Origin of the sequence: Streptomyces caeni (assembly GCF_042678285.1) — a bacterium.
Taxonomy (GTDB): Bacteria; Actinomycetota; Actinomycetes; order Streptomycetales; family Streptomycetaceae; genus Streptomyces; species Streptomyces caeni.
Window position 1 is genome coordinate 71,548 of sequence record NZ_JBHUDX010000048.1, and the last position, 20,759, is coordinate 92,306.

Genomic DNA, 20,759 nt, shown 5'->3' on the forward strand with positions numbered 1-20,759 from the left:
GCTCGTCGAAGAACGAGCGAGCGACGGAACTTCGGCGGCGACGTCCTTCACGGCGAACATCTGTGCGTCTTTGCCGCAGCCGCTGAGGACGAGCGCGGCGACCAGAAGGAATCCGGCCCTCCGGGCCGCCGATTTCCCGGCCCAGTGCAGGAATGATCAAAACGACATCACCGCTTCCCCCGGCGGTTCCCTTCGCCCTGCCGAGCGGAGGCAGGGCGAAGGGCATCAGGTTACCGAATGGAGCTGCATTTCAGGCGGCCCGAATTGAAGGAGAATTCAGCGGTGCGGAAGGACTCAGCGGCTTCGTGCGTTGAGCGAGGCCAGATAAGCGTTGTACGCCTGGAGTTCCTTGTCGCCGTTGCGCTCCGCGGCCCGGTCGTTGCGCTTGGCCTGCCGCTGCTCCGAGCCGTACCACTGGAAGAGCAGCGCGATCAGCACCAGCACGGAGGGGACCTCGCTGAACGCCCAGGCGATGCCGCCCGCCGCGGTCTGGTCCGACAGGGCGTCGATGCCGAGCGAGGCCGACGGGTTCATGTACGTGCCGATCATGGGCGCGGTGGCCATCATCAGCGCTATGCCGAAGAACGCGTGGAAGGGCATGCCCGCGAACAGCTCCAGCATCCGCATCAGATGGCTGGGGCGGTGCGGCCCCGGGTCCACGCCCATGATCGGCCAGAAGAACGACAGTCCGGTGACGAGGAAGTGCACCATCATCGCGATGTGCCCGGTCTTCGACTGCATCAGGAAGTCGAAGAGCGGGGTGAAGTACAGCCCGTACAGGCTCGCGATGAACATGGGGATCGTGAACACCGGGTGGGTGATCACTCGCATGTAGCGGCTGTGCAGCAGCATCAGCAGCAGTTCGCGCGGCCCCCTGTGGCCGCGGGCCGCGGGCCGCATCGCGCGCAGCGCGAGGGTGACCGGGGCGCCGAGGAGGATCAGGATCGGCGACAGCATGCTGATCACCATGTGCTGCACCATGTGCACGCTGAACATGACCATGCCGTAGTCGTTCAGCCCGGTGCACATGACCAGCAGCACCGTCAGCACGCCGGTGACGAACGCCACCGTCCGGCCGACGGGCCATGCGTCCCCGCGCCGCACGAGCCGGACGACACCCCACCCGTACAGCCCGAGCCCGAGCAGGCAGGCGACGAGGAAGAACGGGTCGGCGGACCACTCCAGACCGCGGCTCAGGGTGAACGGCGGAAGATCCATCGTCATGCCGTGCCCGCTGTGGTCCATCCGCCGGCTCCAGTTTCGTGGGGGTTGTGCGTTGTCTGTCCGCACCAGACTAGAACCGCCCCCGGCCGCGGCTGCGACCGGGGGCGGAACTTCTCGTCGGCGCGCCGGGGGCGCGAACGGTGTTCGACGGGACGCGGAGCGCGCTACAGGACGCACTCCGCCTCGGCGTACCGCTCGTCCGGCACCGTCTTCAGCGTCTCCACCGCCTCCGCCAGCGACACCATCACGATGTCCGTGCCGCGCAGCGCCGTCATCCGGCCGAACTCGCCGCGGTGCACCGCCTCCACGGCGTGCCAGCCGAAGCGGGTGGCGAGCACGCGGTCGTACGCCGTCGGTGTGCCGCCGCGCTGGACGTGCCCGAGGATCACCGGACGTGCCTCCTTGCCGAGGCGCTGCTCCAGCTCCAGGGAGAGCTGGCGGGCGATGCCGGCGAAGCGCTCGTGGCCGTAGACGTCCTTGCCGCCCTCGTCGAAGTCCATGGTGCCCGGCCTGGGCTTGGCGCCCTCGGCGGCCACGACGATCGCGAACCGCTTGCCGGCGGAGAACCGCTCGCCGACCCGGGCCGCCAACTCCTCGATGTCGAAGGGGCGCTCCGGCACCACGATGGCGTGGGCGCCGGCCGCCATGCCGGAGTGCAGTGCGATCCAGCCGGTGTGGCGGCCCATGACCTCCACGATCAGCACCCGCTGATGGGACTCGGCGGTGGTCTTGAGCCGGTCCAGCGCCTCGGTGGCCACGCCCACGGCCGTGTCGAAGCCGAAGGTGACATCGGTGACGGCGATGTCGTTGTCGATGGTCTTGGGCACGCCGACGATCGGCAGGCCGCCCGCGGACAGCAGCCGGGCCGCCTTGAGCGTGCCCTCACCGCCGATCGGGATGATGGCGTCGAGCCCCAGTTCCGCGACGTGGCCCCTGGCACGCTCCACACCGTCCCTCAGGTGCTCGGGACGGACCCGGGAGGAGCCGAGGATGGTGCCGCCGCGAGCCAGGATGCCGCTCACCGCGTCAAGGTCGAGCTTGAGGTAGTCGCACTCCAGAAGGCCCTTCCAGCCGTCCCGGAAGCCGATGACCTCGTCGCCGTGGTCGGCGACGGCACGGTGCACGACGGACCGGATGACGGCGTTCAGGCCGGGGCAGTCGCCGCCGGACGTGAGGACACCAATGCGCATAGCCCGTAATACCTTCTCAACGTGGGCCGGGGACCGGACCACGTTGTCCGGCTCGATCCCCGCCACCCTACCGGCGACGGGGGGCCGGTCCGCACCGTGCGTCCGCCTGCTGGACGCCCCCGCTCAGCTGTGCGGACACGCCGTCAGACGGGCTGGTTGCCGCGGGGCGGAACTGCGGTTCGGCAGCGCCCGAAGGGGCGCGGGGACTGCGCGACCGGCCACGGCGCGCCCGCAGTGATGCACCGGGCTTCCTGCGGAGCGCTCAGGCGGGCTGCTGCGCGGCCGCGATGCGCTCGGTGCGCAGCGCCTCGTACCAGCGGTCGTCGACCGGCGGCAGCGCGTTGACGTCGAGTGCCAGCTTCAGCAGCAGATCGGCGATCTGCGGATTGCGCGCGAGCACGGGACCGTGCATGTACGTGCCGAAGACCGTGTCGTTGTATGCCCCCTCCGTGCCGTCGCCCGTGCCGTTGCCCCGGCCGAGCCGCACCTGTGCGAACGGGCGCGCGGTCGGGCCGAGGTGCGTGACGCCCTGGTGGTTCTCGAAGCCGGTCAGCTGGGGCAGGCCCAGGCGGGAGTCGATGTCCGCCAGGACGTCGCCGACGCACCGCTCGCCCTCGCCGCGCACCGAGACCACGTCGAGCAGGCCGAGGCCCGGTTCCCGCTGCCCCAGGTCGTTGATGAACTCGTGGCCGAGGATCTGGTAGCCGGCGCAGACGGAGAAGACGATCGCGCCGTTCTCCACGGCCCGGTACAGGTGCCCGTCGCGGCGCAGCCGCTCGGCCGCGAGCCGTTGCGGGCGGTCCTCACCGCCGCCGATCAGATAGATGTCGCCGGAGGTCGGGATCGGCTGGTCGCTGCGCACGTCGAGGCGGGTCACGTCGAGGCCGCGCTGCCGGGCCCGGCGCTCCACGACGAGCGCGTTGCCCTGGTCGCCGTACGTGCTCAGCAGGTCCGGGTAGATCCACACCAGACGCAGGCTGTTGTCACTCATCGATGATCGTCCTTAGCGGTCAGTTGCCGACGCGGCGGCGCAGGTCCTGGAACGCGGTGTAGTTCGCGATGACCTCGATCCGGCCCTGCGGGGCGAGCTGCACGGCCTGGTCGAGGCTCTCGCAGACCTGGAAGGTCTGGTTGGCGACCTCCAGGCGCACGGCGAGGTCCAGTTTCCGGTCGCCGATGACGAAGATCGGGTGACCGGTCAGCCGGGTGTAGTCGACGTCCCACAGCCAGGAGGTGTCGGTGCCGTCCGCGCCGCGCGCGTTCACCGAGAGGATCACCGGGGCCGGCGGCGGGTCGATCAGGGAGAACGTCTCCAGCCAGCCGGCCGGGTTCTTCGCGAGCAGCAGGCGCAGGTCGCGGCCCTGGAACTGGACGACGTCGTAGCGCCCGGCCACCGCCTGCACCTGGTGCATGCGCTCCAGTGCGACCTGCGGGGGCACGCCGAAGACGGCGGCGACGGCTGCCGACGTGGCGGCATTGGCCTTGTTGGCGCGGCCCGGCAGCTGGAGGTGGATCGGCCAGGCCGAGCCGTGCGGGTCCAGGACGTGGTCGCCGGACAGCGCCCAGCTGGGGACGGGACGGCGGAAGCCGCACTCGCCGCAGTACCAGTCGTTGCTGGGGCGCTGCATCACACCGCCGCAGGACGGGCAGGACCAGGCGTCGTCCTTCCACATCTGGCCGGCGGCGACCCAGACCACGTTGGGGGAGGAGGCGGCGGCCCACACGACGAGCGGGTCGTCCGCGTTGGCGACGATGACGGCCTTGGAACCGGCGAGGCCCTCGCGCCAGTTCTCGGCGAGCATACGGGTCTCGGCCGCGCGGTCGAGCTGGTCACGGGAGAGGTTGAGCAGGGCGATGCACTTCGGGTCGGTGTCCCGGGCCACTCCCGCGAGGTACTTCTCGTCGACCTCGATGACGCCGAACTTGGCGTCCGAGCCGCCGGCCAGCGCCGAGGTGATGCCGGCGGGCATGTTGGCGCCCAGCGCGTTGGAGACGACCGGGCCCGCGGCGCGCAGCGCCTCGGCGATCAGCCGGGTGGTCGTGGTCTTGCCGTTGGTCGCCGAGACCAGGATGACGTCCAGGTTCTGGGCGAGCCGGGCGAGGAGGTCGGGGTCGAGTTTGAGCGCCACTCGGCCGCCGATCACCGAACCACTGCCGCGCCCGGCGGCGCGTGATGCCGCAGCCACCGCCTTGCCCGCGGTCACGGCCAGCTTGGCCCGCGGCGTCAGCGGGTCCGAGTTGCCTGCCATCAGTTCTCGATCCTCCTTGCGTACGGCGCCGCGCCCTGTCTCCGGCAACGTGTGGCCCTCAGCCTATCGAGATCCGTGCACGCCCCCGAATCATGGCACCGCCCCGGCGCCCGGGCGGCATTGAGGACCGTACCCTTGCCGCCATGCGACACCGCTCGATCCCGGGCGCCCGAGGGCGCGTGAGGCCCATCACCCTGCTCGGCGACCGCGTGCTGCGCACGCCGTGCGCGGAGGTCACCGGCTTCGGCCCCGAACTGGCCCGGCTCGTCGAGGACATGTACGCCACGATGTACGCGGCGCGGGGCGTGGGCCTTGCCGCCAACCAGGTCGGGGAGGCCGTGCGGGTGTTCGTGTACGACTGCCCGGACGACGAGGACGTGCGCCACCGGGGGCACGTGGTCAATCCGCGCCTGGTGGCGGCGGACGGGCTGGTGCTGCGGGGCCCGGAGGGTTGTCTGTCGCTGCCGGGCCTTGAGGCCGGCACCGAGCGGTACGACCGCGCGGTCGTCGAGGGCTCCACCGCGGACGGGGAGCCGGTCCGGGTGGAGGGCACCGGCTGGTTCGCGCGGTGCCTGCAGCACGAGTGCGACCACCTGGAGGGCGGCCTGTACGTGGACCGGCTCAGCGGCCTGCGCCGGCGCAGGGTGATGCGGCAGGCGTCCCGGGCGCCCTGGAGCCGGTAGCCGCCCCTCAGAACCCCGGCCCGCCGACCCGGTCCCCGGCCGCGGCCAGCCGCCCCCACAGCAGATCGGCCAGGCTGCGTACCAACTCGGCGCGAGAGCAGGGTCGTTCGCCCAGCCACCAGTCCCCGGCGGCATGCATCATGCCGACGATGCCGTGGCCCCACACCCGGGCGAGTTGGTGGGTGTCCGGTCCGAGGTCCAGCCGCTCCTCGATGACCTGGGCGAGTTCCTCGCCCATGCGCCGCAGCAGCGGAATGGAGTGCCGGCCCGTGTCGAAGCCCTGGTCGCTCTGCGAGCCGCCCTCCGCCGGATGCATGAGGAAGCGGTAGACCTGCGGCCGTGCCTCGATCGCGGCGAGGTAGGTCTCCAGCGTGGACTCGACGCGCTCCCGCCGGTCCGCGGGGGCGTCCAGTGCCGCCCGCAGCGAGTCGAGCAGTGCGTCCGTGTGGCGCGTGGCGAGCGCGGCGTACAGCCCGCCCTTGTCGCCGAAGTGGCGGTAGAGGATCGGTTTGGTGATGCCGGCCTCGGCCGCGATGGCGTTCATCGAGGCCCCGGGGCCGTCGCGCAGCACCACTCTGTCGGCGGCCTCCAGCAGCTCGCGCCGTCGGCGGTCGGCGGACCGCTGCTGATCGGCCCGCTGCGTGGTGTCCATGGTCTCTCCCCACCCGTGCTCTGTCGTGCCTGCGCAAACTAACACTGAAACACAGGTCTGTATCGAACGAGAGGCCGACCTCTCACGGAGGCGGTTCGCCCCGGTTCGGGAGTTGACTTCCCTACTCACGAGTAACATACTGCGGTTACCGCAAGTAACAGATTAGCGCAGTGCTGGAGGGAACATGGCCGAGTTCACCATGGAGCTCAACGACGAACAGAAGGAGGTCCGCGACTGGCTGCACGGGTTCGCCGCCGATGTGATCCGCCCCGCGGCCGCCGAATGGGACGAGCGTGAGGAGACTCCCTGGCCGGTCATCCAGGAGGCCGCCAAGGTCGGTATCTATTCCCTCGACTTCTACGCGCAGCAGTACTTCGACCCCACCGGCCTGGGCATCCCGATGGCCATGGAGGAGCTGTTCTGGGGCGACGCCGGCATCGCCCTGTCGATCGTGGGCACCGGCCTCGCCGCCGTGGGCGTCCTCGCCAACGGCACCGAGGAGCAGATCGGTACCTGGATCCCGCAGATGTACGGCGACACCAACGAGGTGAAGGTGGCCGCCTTCTGCTCCTCCGAGCCCGACGCGGGCTCCGACGTCGCCTCCATGCGCACACGCGCCGTGTACGACGAGGCCAAGGACGAGTGGGTGATCAACGGCACCAAGACCTGGGCGACCAACGGCGGCATCGCGGGCGTCCACGTCGTCGTCGCGGTGGTCGATCCCGACCTGGGCTCCAAGGGCCACGCCTCCTTCATCGTCCCGCCCGGCACGCCGGGCCTCGCCCAGGGGCAGAAGTTCAAGAAGCACGGCATCCGCGCCTCGCACACCGCCGAGGTCATCCTCGACAACGTCCGGGTCCCCGGCTCCTGTCTGCTCGGCGGCAAGGAGAAGCTGGACGAGCGCCTGGCCCGGGCCCGGGAGAAGGCCAAGGCGGTTGGCATGGGGGTCCCCCCGCTCGAGCGAGGCCGAGAGCGGGAGAGTGTGAAGAACGCGGCCATGGCCACGTTCGAGGCGTCCCGTCCCGCCGTGGGCGCGATGGCCGTGGGCACGGCCCGGGCGGCGTACGAGGTGGCGCTGGACTACGCGAAGACCCGCGAGCAGTTCGGGCGGCCGGTCATCGACAACCAGGGCGTCGCCTTCCAGCTCGCGGACATGCGGACGCAGATCGACGCGGCCCGGCTGCTGGTATGGCGCGCCTCGTGGATGGCGGTCAACGGCAAGCCGTTCACGGCGGCCGAGGGCTCCATGTCGAAGCTGTTCGCCAGCGAGACGGCCAAGAAGGTCACGGCCCAGGCGATACAGATCCTCGGGGGCAACGGATACACGCGGGAGTACCCGGTGGAGCGGATGCACCGCGACGCGGCCATCTACACGATCTTCGAGGGGACGAGCGAGATCCAGCGGCTGGTGATCGCGCGGACGCTGTCCGGGATGCCCATCAGGTAGCGCCGTGGGGGCTCAGCGGTGCTTCAGGGGCGTCAGCTGCTCGATGTCGTACCGTCTGCGCAGCTCCTCGATCGCCCTGTGGTCGGGCGGGCCCCCGTCGGCGAGGATCTTCAGCAGCTCCTCGAAGTAGCGCTCGTGGTCCGGTGGGGGCGACGCCTGGAAGAACATCTTCGCGGGCGTCCGAGTCGGGTTCGCGAACGCGTGCGGACAGCCGGGCGGTACGAGGATGACCGTGCCCGGCGTGGCCCGTACCACCCGGCCGCCCGACCGGGACTCCCACCTCTGCCAGTGGTCGGGGGTGCGCACCCGCGGCTCGAAGGCGAGCACGTCCAGCTCGCCCTCGAGCACGTAGAACAGCTCCTCGCTGCGCGTGTGCACATGCGCGCCGACGTCGAAGCCCGGCGGCACCACCACCTCGAACGTGGACGCCGTGCGAGAGTGCGCGCCGGTCACCTTGAACGTCACGTGCTGGGCCGGTGTCCGCACGACGCGTCCGTGGCCCGGCGGCACGAGCAGTCCCTCGGTCGGCGCCCCCTCTTCCGCGGTCGTCATCGGCCGCTCACCACCGGCGGTGGGCCGGTGGCGGCGGCCCGGCGACCGTCTCGTCGCTCGTCATCTCGCTTCACTTCTTCCCGTTCGCAGAGACATGCCAGCGGCCCAGCGTCATCTCCGCGGTGATGCCCGGTCCGAAGCCGGCCAGCAGCCCGCGCGCGCTGCGCTCGGCGCCGCCCGCCTCGAAGAACCGGCGCAGCGCGTCCAGGACGACGGCGCTCGCGATGTTGCCGTACTCGGTGAGCGTGGCCCGGCTGAAGCGGAAGGCCTCCGACGGCACGTGCAGGAACGTGCTCAGGTCGTCCAGGATCCGCGGGCCGCCCGCGTGCACGATGTAGAAGTCCAGGTCGGACGCGTCCCAGCCGTGCTGCCGCGCCAGTTCCTGGAGGGCGGGTGCGAGCGGTTCCATGGTGGTCGGCACCCGCTTGTCCAGGAGGAAGTGGAAGCCGGTGGCGCGGACGTCGTAGGCGATCCACTCCTCCGTCTTGGGGATCAGGTACGAGCCGTTGCGTTCCAGTGTGATGCCGGTGCCGCCGCTGCCGCGGACGACCGCGGCCGCCACACCGTCGCCGAACAGGCCGTTGGACAGCAGCGAGCCGACGCCGAGATCGGTGGGCTGGTAGCACAGCGAGCAGAACTCGCAGGCCACGATGAGCGCGTTGGCGTCCGGGTAGGCCGAGCAGAAGTCGTGGGCCCGGTTGATGGCCGCGCCGCCCGCGGCGCAGCCCAGCTGGGCGATGGGCACCTGCCGGGTGTCGGTCTTGAAGCCCATCGTGTTGATCAGCCACGCGGTCAGCGAGGGCATCATGAACCCGGTGCACGACACATAGATGATCATGTCGATGTCGGTGGTGAGAAGCTCGGCGTCGTCCAGTGCCCGCTGGACGACCGGGGGGACGCGGGCCTTGGCCTCGGCCTCGTAGAGGTTGTTGCGGTCCTCGAAGCCGGGATGCCTCAGGGTCTCCTCGATGGGCTGCACGATGTGCCGGGTGAGGACCCCGGTGTTCTCGATCAGGCGCAGGGCCAGCGGGAGCTGGGGGTGGTCCGGGTGGCGTGAGCGCGCCAGTTCGAGCGTGTCCTCCATCGTGAGCACATGTTCCGGCACGGAAACCGCGGGTCGGCACAGAGTCGCCATGGAGCGCGCCTTCTTTCGCCTTGGCGGGGGAGTCGTCATCCCCCGGCGGAAGGGTGTTCACCCGTCTGAGGGCTGTTCCCCCACGATCACCCGGCGGCCCGGGGATCTCGCGGTGGAATACTCCACTCCGGCGATGGCGGAACGTGAGAGCATGGGTACGCTCGGTGATGGCGGTGGGGGAGGAAAGGGAGTGTGGGGGGAGGAAAGGGAGTACCGATGACCCGGACGGCCAGGAACCTCCTGGAGACGACCGCGGCGAAACTCGCCCCCGATCCGCATGCCAACCGGCTGCTGCCGCTGATCGCCCGCGGCGCGGCCCGGTCCGGCACACTCGCGGCCCTCGCCCTGGAGCAGCGCCGGGTGATCGCCTCGGACCGCCGGGCGTTCCGGCATCTGGCCGAGCGGTCGCGGGACCGGCCCGCGTGCGCGGCCTTCTTCACCCTGCTCGCGGAGGGCGAGGCCGTCGCCCGCGACCGGCTCGACGCGTACGCCGCCGCCTGCGGAGCGGACGAGGAGGGGGCGGCCGCCCATGAGTCGCCGGTGGACTGCCAGACCTACCCCGCGTACGTCGCCTGGCTGGCCCTGAACGGGGAACCGGCCGATGTCGCGCTGGCCCTGAGCGCCAACTTCACGACCTGGGGTCACTACTGCGCGACGATCGCGCAGGCCCTGCGCCACCACTACGGCTACCACGAGAGGGCCTGCGGCTTCTTCGACTTCTTCGCCAAGCCGTCCCCGGAACTGGAGCAGAGGGCGCGCGCGGCGGTCCAGGAGGGCCTGGACACCGGGCGCCTGGACGAGACCCTGGCCCACCGCTACGGCCGGCTGCTGCAGGGGTTCGAGGTCCGCTTCTGGCACGCCCTGTGGGAACTGGACGCACGGGGCTGAGCGTTCCGGCCGGCGAAGTCCGCCGGGGGGCGTTGCGGTCGCCCCCGGCTACGAGCGCGAACTGTGCGCGATGCAGGCCACGTCGATCCGGTCGGCGAGCTTCGCCAGTTCGATGGTGAGTGCCGCCACCGTGTCCTCGTCGAGCCCGTCCTCACCGGCCTCCACCAGACGCAGCCACCGGCCGCCGAGCGTGCGCAGCAGCTTGCTGACGTCGGCGGCCGCCACCTGCAACGTACCGCGGTCGTCGACGATCAGAGGCAGGGTCACTTCGCGGTTCACAAGGGCGATCGTAACCGCGGAACACTCACGCCCCGTGCCACACGGTGGTGATGTTGCAGAACTCGCGGATCCCGTGCCCCGACAGTTCGCGGCCGTAACCGGACCGCTTGACCCCGCCGAAGGGGAACGCCGGATGGGACGCCGTCATCCCGTTGACGTACACGCCGCCGGTCTCCAGATCCCGTACGAAGCGGTCGACCTCGGTCTCGTCGCGCGTCCAGACGTTCGAACTCAGTCCGAACGGCGAGTCGTTCGCGATCTCCACCGCCTCGTCCGGGCCGGCGGCCCGGTACAGCGTGGCGACCGGGCCGAACGCCTCCTCCCGGTGGATGCGCATCTCGGGGGTGACGTCCGCGAGGACGGTCGGCGGGTAGTACCAGCCGGGCCGGTCGGGACGCTCGCCGCCGCACAGCACCGTGGCGCCGCTCTCGACCGCTTCGTCGACGAGTTCCTCCAGGCCGGCGCGGCCCTCCTCGCTGGACAGCGGCCCGATCTCGGTCTCCTCGTCCATGGGGTCGCCCACCGTCAGCGCCGTCATGCCGGCCGTGAACCGCTCGGCGAAGGCGTCGAACACGTCCGTGTGCACGATGAACCGCTTGGCGGCGATGCAGGACTGGCCGTTGTTCTGCACGCGGGCCGTCACCGCGACCCGGGCGGCCCGGTCCAGGTCCGCGGACGGCATGACGACGAAGGGATCGCTGCCGCCCAACTCCAGGACCGTCTTCTTGATCTCGTCGCCGGCGACGGACGCGACGGCCCGGCCCGCCGGTTCGCTGCCGGTGAGCGTGGCGGCCCTGATCCGCGCATCGCGCAGCACCTGCCCGACCGCGCCGGAGCCGATGAGCAGGGTCTGGAAACAGCCCTCGGGGAAGCCCGCCCGGCGGAAGAGGTCCTCCAGGTAGAGGGCGGTGCCCGGGACGTTCGAGGCGTGCTTGAGCAGTCCCACGTTGCCCGCCATCAGCGCGGGCGCGGCGAACCGGACCACCTGCCACAGCGGGAAGTTCCACGGCATTACGGCGAGCACCGGGCCGAGCGGCCGGTAGCGCACGATCACCCGGGAGGCGCCCGAGTCCTTCACATCGGAGTCGGCGGGCTCCTCGTCGGCGAGCAGCTCCTCGGCGTGATCGGCGTACCAGCGCATCGCCTTGGCGCACTTCGCCGCCTCCGCGCGGGCCTGCTTGACGGGCTTGCCCATCTCTGTGGTCATCAGCCGGGCGATGTCCCGCTGGTCCTCGTCGAGCAGGCCGGCCGCCCGGTGCATGAGCCGCGCCCGCTCGGCGAACGAGGTCGTGCGATGGGAGCGGAACGCGGTCTCGGCGGCGGCGAGCCTGCGCTCGATCGCCTCCGCGTCCAGGGCGTCGTACGTCTTGAGCGTCTCGCCGGTCGCCGGGTTCACGGTCGCGATGGCCATGACGGACCTCCTGGGTGACGGGCTGGGTCCCGGCCTTCCGAGTGCTCCAGAAGCCGGTCGAGAAACGCCGCCTGCGCCTTCACGATCATGTCCCGGGCCCGCTCCAGGCCGACCCACTCCACACGGTCCAGCTCGGGGAACTCCCGGACGCGTCCCGACCTCGGCGGCCACTCCATGGTGAAGGTGCCCGGCTCGACCGCCGCCGGGTCGAGATCGGCCTCGACCGCCCAGGCCGAGACGGTCTTGCCGCCGGCCTGCCGCACCTCGCCGAGCGGGACGGCCTCCCCCTCGGGCGGGGGCAGCCCCAGTTCCTCCTGGAACTCCCGGCGGGCGGCGTCCCAGGGCGGCTCGCCGTCCTCGTACTCTCCCTTGGGCACGGTCCACGCGCCGGCGTCCCGGCGGGCGAAGAACGGGCCGCCCATATGGCCGAGCAGGACCTCCGGGCCGTGGTCCGTGCGCCGGAACAGCAGGATGCCCGCGCTGCGCCGCCCCCGGGCGCTCACGGCGCCGCCCCGGGGTGCGCGGTCAGCAGCGACTCCACGGTGTCGGCCTCCTCCGGGCGCTTGTCCTCGCGGTAGCGCACCACCCGGGCGAACCGCAGGGTGACGCCGGCCGGGTACCGGGAGGACCTCTGCAGTCCGTCGTAGGCGATCTCGACCACGAGTTCGGGCCGTACGGTCACCACCCAGCCGTTGTCCTCGACGGCCAGCTCCTTCAGCCGCCCGGTCTGCCAGGTGAGCATCGCGTCCGTCATCCCCTTGAACGTCTTGCCGAGCATCGTGAAGGAGCCGTCCGGGTTGCGCGCGCCGAGGTGCAGGTTGGAGAGCTTGCCGGTGCGGCGGCCGTGGCCCCATTCGGCGGCCAGCACCACCAGGTCGCGCGTGTGCACGGGCTTGACCTTGAGCCAGGAGGCACCGCGCCGGCCCGCGCTGTACGGGGAGTCGAGGGCCTTGACCACCACGCCCTCGTGGCCGCGCCGCAGGGTCTCGGCGAGGAACGCCTCCGCGGCGGCCAGGTCCCCGGGCCCTTCCACGAGCGTGCGCCGCACCCGCATCGGTTCCGGTACGAGCCGGGCCAGCTCGGCATGGCGGTCCGTGAACGGCAGGTCCAGCAGGTCCCGGCCGTCCACGGACAGCGCGTCGAAGAAGACCGGGGAGACGGGAACGGCCGCGGCGGCCGTCGCCACGTCCAGCCGGGAGCCCACCCGCCCCGAGGTCTCCTGGAAGGAGCGCGGCCGACCGTCCTCGTCCAGGGCGATGACCTCGCCGTCCAGGATGAACCGCTCGCCCGCCAGCCGGAGGGCCGCGGAGGCCAGTTCGGGCAGCCGGCCGGTGATGTCGTCGAGGGTACGGGTGTGGATCCGTACGACGTCGCCGTCGCGGTGGACCTGGACGCGGATGCCGTCGAGCTTCTCCTCGACGGCGCACGCGCCCAGCTTCCCGACGGCCTCGGCCACCGAGGACGCGGTGTGCGCGAGCATCGGCAGGACGGGCCGGCCGACCGTGAGCCGGAAGGCGTCCAGGGCCCCGGGGCCGTTGGCCAGCACGGCCCGGGCGACGGTCCGCAGCGACCCGGCGAGCATGACGGCCCGTCGCACGTCGGCCGGGGCCGCCCCCGTCGCCTCGGCCAGCCCCTCGACGGCCAGGGCGTCGAGCGCGCCCTGCCGCACCTCGCCGGTGAGCAGCGCGACCAGGAACCGCTGCTCCTCGTCGGTGGCCGCCGCGAGCAACTCGCCCACCAGCCGCTTGCGTTCGGCCTGCGAGCCGACGCCGGTGACGGCACCGATCCGGGTCAGCCGGGCGTCCACGTCACGCACGGTGAGCGTCGGCTCGGCGGCGGGCGGGACCCCCTGGCCCAGGATCTTCCACCCGACGCCGAGCCGCCCCTGGGGAAGCCGCCCGGCCAGATAAGGGATGACGATCGGCGCGTCCTCCGCGTCGGCGTCCCGGAACAACCCGCCGAGCAGCGCGATCTTCCGGGACCGCGCCGACGTGGCGGCGACCTCGCGGGACACCCGGGCGAGCCGGCTCAGCAGCATGCAGCCATGGTGCAACGGCGGCGGCCGCCTCACACCCTTGAGGCGGCGTCGAGATCGGTCATCAGCAGTTCCCCGTTGATCGCGGCGCCCGCCCGGTAACCACGGCTCGCCGCGTTCACCACCTGCTCCGCGAACCCGATGGCGTTGCCCGCCGCCCACAGCCCCGGCACGGTCGTCAGACCCCTCTCGTCCACCACCGGGTACGCACCGAACGGTGTCTCGCGCAGTTCGGCGCCCAGCCGCCGCAGCAGCCCGGTGCGCGGGACGGCGCGGGGCGCGACGAACAGCACGGCACGCTCGTGTGCCGTGCCGTCCGCGAGCCGCACCCCGGTGAGGCGGTCCCCGCCGACCGTCAGCCCGGTCACCTCGCCGGGCACCACTGCGACCCCGGCGGCGGCGAGCCTGCGCAGGTCCTCGTCCGAGAGCTCGTCCTCGGCGACCGTGTGCAGGAACAGGGTCACGTTCCTGGACCACTGGGACACCATCAGCGCCTGGTGCACGCTCGTCGGCGTCGAGGCGAGCACCCCGAAGGCCCGGTCGCGCACCTCCCAGCCGTGGCAGTACGGGCAGTGCAGAACATCGCGTCCGAAGCGCTCGGCGACTTTGGGAACGGCCGGCAACTCGTCCCGCAGACCCGTGGCGATCAGGAGCCGCCGGGCGAGCACACGGCGTCCACCCGCGAGCGTCACACCGAACTCCCCCTTCCCGTCCCGCACGGCGTCCACCGCCCGGTCCCGGACGAGCGCCACGCCGTAGCGCGCGACCTCCTCGCGGCCGGCGGCGAGGAACCCGGCGGGCGGCATGCCGTCGCGCGACAGATGGCCGTGCAGGTGCGCGGCGGGCGCGTTGCGCGGCTCGCCCGCGTCGACGACGAGTGTGCGCCGTCGCGCCCGTCCGAGGACCAGGGCCGCGGACAGCCCGGCCGCACCGCCTCCGACGACGGCCACTTCGTATGTCCCGGTCATGGTGACCACCTCCACGCAGACCGTCGCCCGACAGCCGCCGGATTGACAAACAAGGTTGCCGGAACTGCAATTGATCCATGAGTACCGACGAGGTTCTGGCGGGTGTGGGCCCGCGGCTGCGGCAGATCCGCAAGGAGCGCGAGGTGACCCTCGCGGGACTGTCCGAGGCCACCGGCATCTCCGTCAGCACCCTCTCGCGCCTGGAGTCGGGGCTGCGCAAGCCGAGCCTGGAGCTGTTGCTGCCGATCGCGCGGGCCCACATGGTGGCGCTCGACGAGTTGGTCGGCGCCCCGCCGGTGGGGGATCCGCGGGTGCGCGCCAGGCCGATCGTGCGCCACGGCCGTACGTACTGGCCGCTCACCCGGCAACCGGGCGGCCTCCAGGCGTTCAAGGTCCTCGAACCGCAGCGGAAGCTCGAACCGGACCCGCGGACGCACGAGGGCTACGAGTGGCTGTATGTGCTGTCCGGGCGGCTGCGGCTCGTGCTGGGGGAGCACGATGTGGTGCTGGCGGCGGGAGAGGCGGCCGAGTTCGACACCCGGGTACCGCACTGGTTCGGCTCGACGGGGGAGGGACCTGCGGAGTTCCTCAGCCTGTTCGGCCCGCAGGGCGAGCGGATGCACGTCCGGGCGCGGCCCGCCCGCGCGTGACGCACACGACTGTTCCCTGATCGGCAAGCGACCGCTTAGTATGCGATCGACCCGGTCAGACGACGCAGTCCGTGGAGGGCCCGCATGCAGGCATGGCACGTGCACGAGAACGGCGAACCGAGCGAGGTGATGCGGCTGCAGGAGACGGAGCGGCCGACGCCCGGCGACGGTCAGGTGCTGCTGAGGGTGCGAGCCGCCAACATCAACTTCCCGGACGCGCTGCTGTGCCGCGGCCTGTACCAGGTCAGGCCCCCGCTGCCGTTCACACCGGGCGTGGAGATCTGCGCCGAGACCGAGGACGGGCGACGGGTGATCGCCAATCCGGCCCTGCCGTACGGAGGTTTCGCCGAGTACGCCGTCGCCGACGCGGCGGCCGTGCTGCCCGCACCCGACGCCCTCGACGACGCCGAGGCCGCCGCCCTGCACATCGGCTACCAGACGGGCTGGTTCGGCCTGCACCGCCGGGCCGGGCTCCAGGCCGGTGAGACGCTGCTCGTCCACGCTGCCGCCGGAGGGGTCGGCAGCGCGGCGGTGCAGCTCGGCAAGGCCGCGGGCGCCACGGTCATCGGCGTCGTCGGCGGCGCCGGCAAGGCCGCCGTGGCCCGGGAGCTGGGCTGCGACGTCGTGATCGACCGGCGGGGCGAGGACGTCGTCGCCGCCGTGAAGGAGGCCACCGGCGGCCGGGGCGCCGACGTGATCTACGACCCGGTGGGCGGCGAGGCGTACACGCAGTCCGCGAAGGTGGTCGCCTTCGAGGGCCGCATCGTCGTGGTGGGCTTCGCGAGCGGATCCATCCCCAGCCCCGCGCTCAACCACGCCCTCGTCAAGAACTACTCGGTCCTCGGCCTGCACTGGGGCCTGTACAACACCAAGAACCCCAAGCTGATCCAGCACTGCCACGAGCAGCTCACCGAACTGGCGGCCCGGGGCGTGATCAAGCCCCTCGTGAGCGAGCGTGTGCCGCTCGGCGGCGCCGCCGCCGCGGTGCAGCGGGTCGCCGACGGTGTCACCACGGGACGCGTCGCCGTGATCCCCGGTCTCGACGAAGGAGGAGCGGCATGACCGACGCCGCCGAACTGCGCAGCCGCACAAGGGAGCTGCTGGCCGCGAGGCCCCCCGCCACAACCGGCCGCCTCGACTTCCTCAGGGCCCGCTTCGACGCCGGGCTCGCCTGGGTGCACTACCCCGAGGGACTCGGCGGCCTCGGCGCCCCGCGCTCGCTCCAGGCGGTCGTCGACGCCGAGCTGGAGGCCGCGGGAGCCCCCGACAACGACCCGCGGCGCATCGGCATCGGCCTCGGCATGGCCGCACCGACGATCCTGCGCTACGGCACCGAGGAGCAGAAGCGGCGCTACCTCAGGCCCCTGTGGGTGGGCGAGGAGGTGTGGTGCCAGCTGTTCAGCGAGCCCGGCGCCGGATCCGACCTCGCGGCGCTCGGCACCCGCGCCGTCGCGGACGGCGACACATGGGTGGTCAACGGCCAGAAAGTGTGGACCTCCAGCGCCCACCTCGCCCGCTGGGCGATCCTGATCGCCCGTACCGACCCGGACGTGCCCAAGCACCAGGGCATCACCTACTTCATCTGCGACATGACCGACCCCGGCGTCGAGGTCCGGCCGCTGCGGCAGATCACCGGCGAGGCCGAGTTCAACGAGGTCTTCCTCACCGACGTCCGCATCCCCGACTCCCGCCGCCTCGGCGAGGCCGGCGACGGCTGGCGCGTCGCCCAGACCACGCTGATGAACGAGCGCGTGTCCATCGGCGGAATGCGCATCCCCCGTGAGGGCGGCATGATCGGCCCGGTCGCCAGGACCTGGCGGGAGCGCCCCGACCTGCGCACCCACGACCTGCACCAGCGGCTGCTGAAGCTCTGGGTGGAGGCCGAGGTCGCCCGGCTCACCGGCGAGCGGCTGCGCCAGCAGCTCGTCGCGGGCCAGCCAGGCCCCGAGGGCTCCGGGATGAAGCTGGGCTTCGCCCGCCTCAACCAGGAGATCAGCGGTCTGGAGGTCGAACTCCTCGGTGAGGAGGGCCTCCTGTACGACGACTGGACCATGCGCCGTCCGGAGCTGGTCGACTTCACCGGCCGCGACGCCGGCTACCGCTACCTCCGCGCCAAGGGCAACAGCATCGAGGGCGGGACCAGCGAGGTCCTGCTGAACATCGTCGCCGAGCGCGTCCTGGGCCTGCCCGCCGAGCCGCGCACCGACAAGGACGTCGCCTGGAAGGACCTCGCCCGATGACCGACCTGCTGTACTCGGAGGAGGAAGAGGCGGTGCGCTCCGCCGTCCGGGACCTGCTCACCGACCACTGCGACGCGGCGGGTGTGATCGCCCGCACGGAGTCGGACACCCCGCACGACCTGGCGCTGTGGAAGGCGCTGGGGGACGGCATGGGCCTCGCGGGCCTGCTGGTGCCCGAGGAGCGGGGCGGCCAGGGCGCCACGCACCGCGAAGCCGCCGTGGTCCTGGAGGAGCTGGGGCGGGCGGTGGCGCCCGTGCCCTATCTGACCAGCGCCGTCGTCGCCACCGAGGCGCTGCTGGCCTGCACCGGCGACGAGGCCGCCGGGCTGCTCGCCCGGCTGGCGTCCGGCCGGACGATCGGCGCCCTCGCGGTCGCGCTGAACGTCGCCCCGGGCGCCGCCTTGAACACCGTACGAGTCGAAGGCGTCACCCTGCACGGAGAGTTGACCGCGGTCGCGGACGCGGCGGCCGCGGACGTACTGCTGGTCCCCGCCGAGGACGGCGGGCTGTACGCGGTGGACGCGGACGCCGCGATCATCACCCCGCAGGTGTCCCTGGACCTGACCCGGCCCCTCGCGACCGTCACCCTGGCCGGGGCCCCCGGACGGCGGCTGGGTGCAGCCGAGCCCGCCGTACGACGGGCCCTGCGCGCCGGAGCCGGGCTGCTCGCCTCCGAGCAACTCGGCGTCGCCGACTGGTGCCTGACCGAAACGGTGCGCTACCTCGCGGAGCGCAAGCAGTTCAACCGGCCCGTCGGCGGATTCCAGGCGCTCAAGCACCGGCTCGCCCAGCTGTGGCTGGACGTCGTCAATCTGCGCGCCGCCGCCCGCAATTCCGCCGACGCGCTCGCCAACGGCAGCGAGGACACCGGCATCTCGGTCGCCGTCGCCCAGGCGTACGCGGGACCCGTGGCCGTCCGGGCCGCCGAGGAGGCCCTCCAACTGCACGGCGGGATCGGCATGACGTGGGAGCACCCGGTCCACCTCCGCCTCAAGCGGGCGAAGGCGGACTCGATCGCCTACGGCACCGCGGGCGCCCACCGCGAGGCACTGGCCGAGCTGGTCGACCTGCGGCCGCCGTCGTAACGCCCGCCCCGTGTCCGGTGCCGACGGGGGTGAACGAGGGGCGGCCATCCGGCCAACTCCTCGCACGGCAGCACCCCTTGTGGCCCGGCCGACCGCATGCTCCCTGCCGAAGGCCAACCTGGCGTGCCCACGCGCACAACGGCTACGAGCAAGTAGAACCACACGATCGGGGGACACGTCAGCCGCCCGGGTGAGCCCTCCGCTACGCCACACTTGCGGCCGAAAGCCGCGAAGTGGGCGTGGCGGAGGAGGTTGACGATGGCCGTTTCCATCTCGGTGGTGCTGCTGCTCCTGATCCCGGCGGTGATCTTCCTGCGCAACGGCGCGCTGAAGATCTCACACGCGCTGGTCTGCGTCATGCTCGGCTTCTACCTCGCCAGCAGCAGCATGGCCCCGACCATCCACCAGGGCCTGGCGGCGACCGCCGACATCGTCAGCGGCCTGCGTCCCTGACGCGCGCCGGGCGCCCCCGCTCAGGAGGACGAGAACACCCCGATGCCCTCCGGGACCGGGCGTTCGGCGCCCCCGCTCGGATGGTTGCGCACGGTCACCGCGTTCGCGCCCGGCGCCCGCGCGACCAGGGTCGTGGACCCGCCGCCGTCGAGATTGAAACCGTCCGTGGCGCCCATCTTCCGCAGGGTCGAGGCGAGTTCGGCGACGGTGAGCCCGGTGCGGTAGGCGGACGCCCCGTCGAGGGCGAGGAGCAGCAGGCGGTGGCCGCCGTCCCCGATGCCGACGCCGGTGCGCACCGCGGACGTCGCGTTGTCGAGGCCGGACAGCGGGGCGCCGTGGCGCAGCACCGGGAAGCCGCCGACGGCGAAGGCGAAGGGGACCCCGGACGAGGCCGCAACCAGCCGGCTGCCGACCGTGACGGCCTCGCCCTTGGCCAGGTGGCGCAGCGACTGCGCCCCCGCCTCGCGGCCGACCAGGACCGTGGTGCCGGCGGCGACGGCACCGCTGCCGGGCCGGTCGGCCGTGGCGACGACCCGGCCGTTCCTGATCGTGACCTCGTAGGTGTCCGAACCGCACGGCGCGGCCCGGTCGGTGTCGGTGCCGCAGACGGCTCGCAGCCGGGAGACCCCGCCCCACTCCGCCGTGTAAGCCCCGATCGAACCCTCCGGCAGCGCGTACTGGTTGAGGCCGTGGATCGCGAGCCGTTCCCGGGACGTGCGGACGGACCCGGTGAGGGCCAGCCGGTCGAGACGGGCCGTGCGGTCGGTGCCCACCCCGAGCACGTCCTCGGTGGTGGTGCCGGGCGGCAGCGCGGGCCCGAAGCGCTGCCCGGGCGGCACGGCCGCCTTGAGGGTGTGCCCGTTCGCGACGGCCGGGCCGACGGCCGAACCGGTCGCCTCCACCCCCGGGTGCTGGGTCTCGCTGATGTTGAAGAAGTCGCCGTTGATCCCGGCCACGGCGTGCTGTGCGTCGGCGAGCCGCGAGACGGTGGCCCGCGCCGCCACGGCCCCCGGATACAGCAGGTCCACCCGCACGTTCCGGTTGCGCAGATCGATGCTGAGGAGGTGCGCGCGGGCCACACCGTGGGACGCGGAGAGATCGAGCACGCTGTACTCGACGCCCGGCGCGATCGCCCTGGCTCTCGGTGCACCACTGGCCGGTGCGGCTCCGGTCAGGGCAGCACCGGCCAGCGCGCTCCAGGCGACGAGCGCCGCGAACACCGTTGTGAGCCGTCTGTCGCGACGTGCCACTGTTCCCCCTGATGTCTCGTCAACTCGGTCAGGACTCAGGGGAAGTGCACCAGACGGCCGTGGAACGTGCGGTGGTCGGCGGCCGACGACGCGGGAACGGATGAGAAAACGCACTCCTTCGGGTGGTTCGGCCGTGGCGACATCCCGTGGTGAACGCTTGAAGGCTTGAACGCTTGCCGCTCCGCGGCGGGTTGGCCATCATCCGGCGCCTCGGTGTCCGCGTCGGCGGAGGTCGTCCCGGCGCGGGCGGGGCGCGGGCGGGCCGAGGGCGGGCTGCCATGGCTGCCGACGGCACCCGCGGCCCGGTGAGCGGGTGATCCTGGAGCCCGGCTGCCCGGCTGCCCGGCTGCCCGGCTGCCCGGCTGCCC

The 20,759-nt window shown here is 72.2% G+C and carries 21 protein-coding genes; 8 read left to right on the forward strand and 13 right to left on the reverse strand.

Annotation, left to right across the window (positions count from 1 at the left end):
- Nucleotides 1–294: 294 nt before the first annotated feature.
- The 4 genes from ACFSL4_RS18075 to ACFSL4_RS18090 form a co-directional block, all read right to left on the reverse strand.
- Nucleotides 295–1,245, reverse strand: a complete 951-nt coding sequence (locus ACFSL4_RS18075) for a cytochrome c oxidase assembly protein (protein ID WP_381083773.1) — start codon at nt 1,243–1,245, stop codon at nt 295–297.
- Nucleotides 1,246–1,388: 143 nt separating this feature from the next.
- On the reverse strand, nt 1,389–2,414 hold the full coding sequence (locus ACFSL4_RS18080; protein ID WP_381083775.1) for a 6-phosphofructokinase: 1,026 nt from the start codon (nt 2,412–2,414) through the stop codon (nt 1,389–1,391).
- Between the two features lie 262 nt (nt 2,415–2,676).
- A complete protein-coding gene (locus ACFSL4_RS18085; protein WP_381083777.1) occupies nt 2,677–3,405 on the reverse strand; it encodes a type 1 glutamine amidotransferase in 729 nt (242 codons plus the stop codon).
- A gap of 19 nt (nt 3,406–3,424) precedes the next feature.
- A complete protein-coding gene (locus tag ACFSL4_RS18090) occupies nt 3,425–4,663 on the reverse strand; it encodes a MurT ligase domain-containing protein (protein WP_381083779.1) in 1,239 nt (412 codons plus the stop codon).
- Nucleotides 4,664–4,806: 143 nt separating this feature from the next.
- On the opposite strand from ACFSL4_RS18090, the gene def reads away from it, so the two are divergent.
- Nucleotides 4,807–5,346, forward strand: a complete 540-nt coding sequence (gene def / locus ACFSL4_RS18095) for a peptide deformylase (protein WP_381083781.1) — start codon at nt 4,807–4,809, stop codon at nt 5,344–5,346.
- A gap of 7 nt (nt 5,347–5,353) precedes the next feature.
- Here the strand turns inward: def and ACFSL4_RS18100 are convergent, their stop codons facing one another.
- Entirely contained in the window at nt 5,354–5,998 is a 645-nt protein-coding gene (locus ACFSL4_RS18100) for a TetR/AcrR family transcriptional regulator (protein WP_381083783.1), read from the reverse strand.
- A 184-nt stretch (nt 5,999–6,182) separates the two neighbouring features.
- On the opposite strand from ACFSL4_RS18100, the gene ACFSL4_RS18105 reads away from it, so the two are divergent.
- Nucleotides 6,183–7,445 carry an acyl-CoA dehydrogenase family protein gene (locus ACFSL4_RS18105; RefSeq protein ID WP_381083785.1) on the forward strand — a complete coding sequence of 421 codons (1,263 nt, stop codon included), beginning with the start codon at nt 6,183–6,185 and terminating at the stop codon, nt 7,443–7,445.
- Nucleotides 7,446–7,457: 12 nt separating this feature from the next.
- On the opposite strand, the gene ACFSL4_RS18110 is transcribed toward ACFSL4_RS18105, so the two are convergent.
- Both ACFSL4_RS18110 and ACFSL4_RS18115 read right to left on the reverse strand, forming a co-directional pair.
- Nucleotides 7,458–7,997, reverse strand: coding sequence for a cupin domain-containing protein (locus ACFSL4_RS18110; RefSeq protein ID WP_381083787.1), 540 nt, complete (start codon nt 7,995–7,997; stop codon nt 7,458–7,460).
- A 70-nt stretch (nt 7,998–8,067) separates the two neighbouring features.
- Complete coding sequence (locus ACFSL4_RS18115) at nt 8,068–9,132, reverse strand: type III polyketide synthase (RefSeq protein ID WP_381083789.1); 1,065 nt, start codon at nt 9,130–9,132, stop codon at nt 8,068–8,070.
- Between the two features lie 216 nt (nt 9,133–9,348).
- Between ACFSL4_RS18115 and ACFSL4_RS18120 the strand changes: the two genes are divergently transcribed.
- Nucleotides 9,349–10,020: a transcriptional regulator gene (locus ACFSL4_RS18120; RefSeq protein ID WP_381083791.1), complete on the forward strand. Its 672-nt coding sequence runs from the start codon at nt 9,349–9,351 to the stop codon at nt 10,018–10,020.
- Nucleotides 10,021–10,068: 48 nt separating this feature from the next.
- On the opposite strand, the gene ACFSL4_RS18125 is transcribed toward ACFSL4_RS18120, so the two are convergent.
- Genes ACFSL4_RS18125 through ACFSL4_RS18145 form a run of 5 tightly spaced genes read right to left on the reverse strand, consistent with a single transcriptional unit; the run spans nt 10,069 to nt 14,713 of the window.
- A complete protein-coding gene (locus ACFSL4_RS18125; protein ID WP_381083793.1) occupies nt 10,069–10,299 on the reverse strand; it encodes a DUF6213 family protein in 231 nt (76 codons plus the stop codon).
- A 25-nt stretch (nt 10,300–10,324) separates the two neighbouring features.
- A complete protein-coding gene (locus ACFSL4_RS18130) occupies nt 10,325–11,710 on the reverse strand; it encodes an NADP-dependent succinic semialdehyde dehydrogenase (RefSeq protein ID WP_381083795.1) in 1,386 nt (461 codons plus the stop codon).
- Nucleotides 11,692–12,213, reverse strand: coding sequence for an NUDIX hydrolase (locus ACFSL4_RS18135; protein ID WP_381083797.1), 522 nt, complete (start codon nt 12,211–12,213; stop codon nt 11,692–11,694). The genes ACFSL4_RS18130 and ACFSL4_RS18135 overlap by 19 nt, the downstream gene beginning before the upstream one ends.
- Nucleotides 12,210–13,748 (reverse strand): ATP-dependent DNA ligase, encoded by a 1,539-nt coding sequence (locus ACFSL4_RS18140; protein ID WP_381083799.1) that lies wholly within the window; start codon nt 13,746–13,748, stop codon nt 12,210–12,212. The genes ACFSL4_RS18135 and ACFSL4_RS18140 overlap by 4 nt, the downstream gene beginning before the upstream one ends.
- Before the next feature lie 29 nt (nt 13,749–13,777).
- Nucleotides 13,778–14,713 carry an NAD(P)/FAD-dependent oxidoreductase gene (locus ACFSL4_RS18145; protein ID WP_381083801.1) on the reverse strand — a complete coding sequence of 312 codons (936 nt, stop codon included), beginning with the start codon at nt 14,711–14,713 and terminating at the stop codon, nt 13,778–13,780.
- Between the two features lie 77 nt (nt 14,714–14,790).
- On the opposite strand from ACFSL4_RS18145, the gene ACFSL4_RS18150 reads away from it, so the two are divergent.
- From ACFSL4_RS18150 to ACFSL4_RS18170, 5 genes are all read left to right on the forward strand, one after another.
- Nucleotides 14,791–15,363 carry a helix-turn-helix domain-containing protein gene (locus ACFSL4_RS18150; RefSeq protein ID WP_381083803.1) on the forward strand — a complete coding sequence of 191 codons (573 nt, stop codon included), beginning with the start codon at nt 14,791–14,793 and terminating at the stop codon, nt 15,361–15,363.
- Between the two features lie 84 nt (nt 15,364–15,447).
- Nucleotides 15,448–16,425: an NADPH:quinone oxidoreductase family protein gene (locus ACFSL4_RS18155; RefSeq protein WP_381083805.1), complete on the forward strand. Its 978-nt coding sequence runs from the start codon at nt 15,448–15,450 to the stop codon at nt 16,423–16,425.
- Nucleotides 16,422–17,603 (forward strand): acyl-CoA dehydrogenase family protein, encoded by a 1,182-nt coding sequence (locus ACFSL4_RS18160; protein ID WP_381083807.1) that lies wholly within the window; start codon nt 16,422–16,424, stop codon nt 17,601–17,603. The genes ACFSL4_RS18155 and ACFSL4_RS18160 overlap by 4 nt, the downstream gene beginning before the upstream one ends.
- Nucleotides 17,600–18,688: an acyl-CoA dehydrogenase family protein gene (locus tag ACFSL4_RS18165; protein WP_381083809.1), complete on the forward strand. Its 1,089-nt coding sequence runs from the start codon at nt 17,600–17,602 to the stop codon at nt 18,686–18,688. The genes ACFSL4_RS18160 and ACFSL4_RS18165 overlap by 4 nt, the downstream gene beginning before the upstream one ends.
- Nucleotides 18,689–18,946: 258 nt before the next feature.
- Nucleotides 18,947–19,141, forward strand: coding sequence for a hypothetical protein (locus ACFSL4_RS18170; protein ID WP_381083811.1), 195 nt, complete (start codon nt 18,947–18,949; stop codon nt 19,139–19,141).
- Nucleotides 19,142–19,161: 20 nt separating this feature from the next.
- Here the strand turns inward: ACFSL4_RS18170 and ACFSL4_RS18175 are convergent, their stop codons facing one another.
- Entirely contained in the window at nt 19,162–20,391 is a 1,230-nt protein-coding gene (locus tag ACFSL4_RS18175; RefSeq protein ID WP_381083813.1) for a phosphodiester glycosidase family protein, read from the reverse strand.
- Between the last annotated feature and the right edge of the window lie 368 nt (nt 20,392–20,759).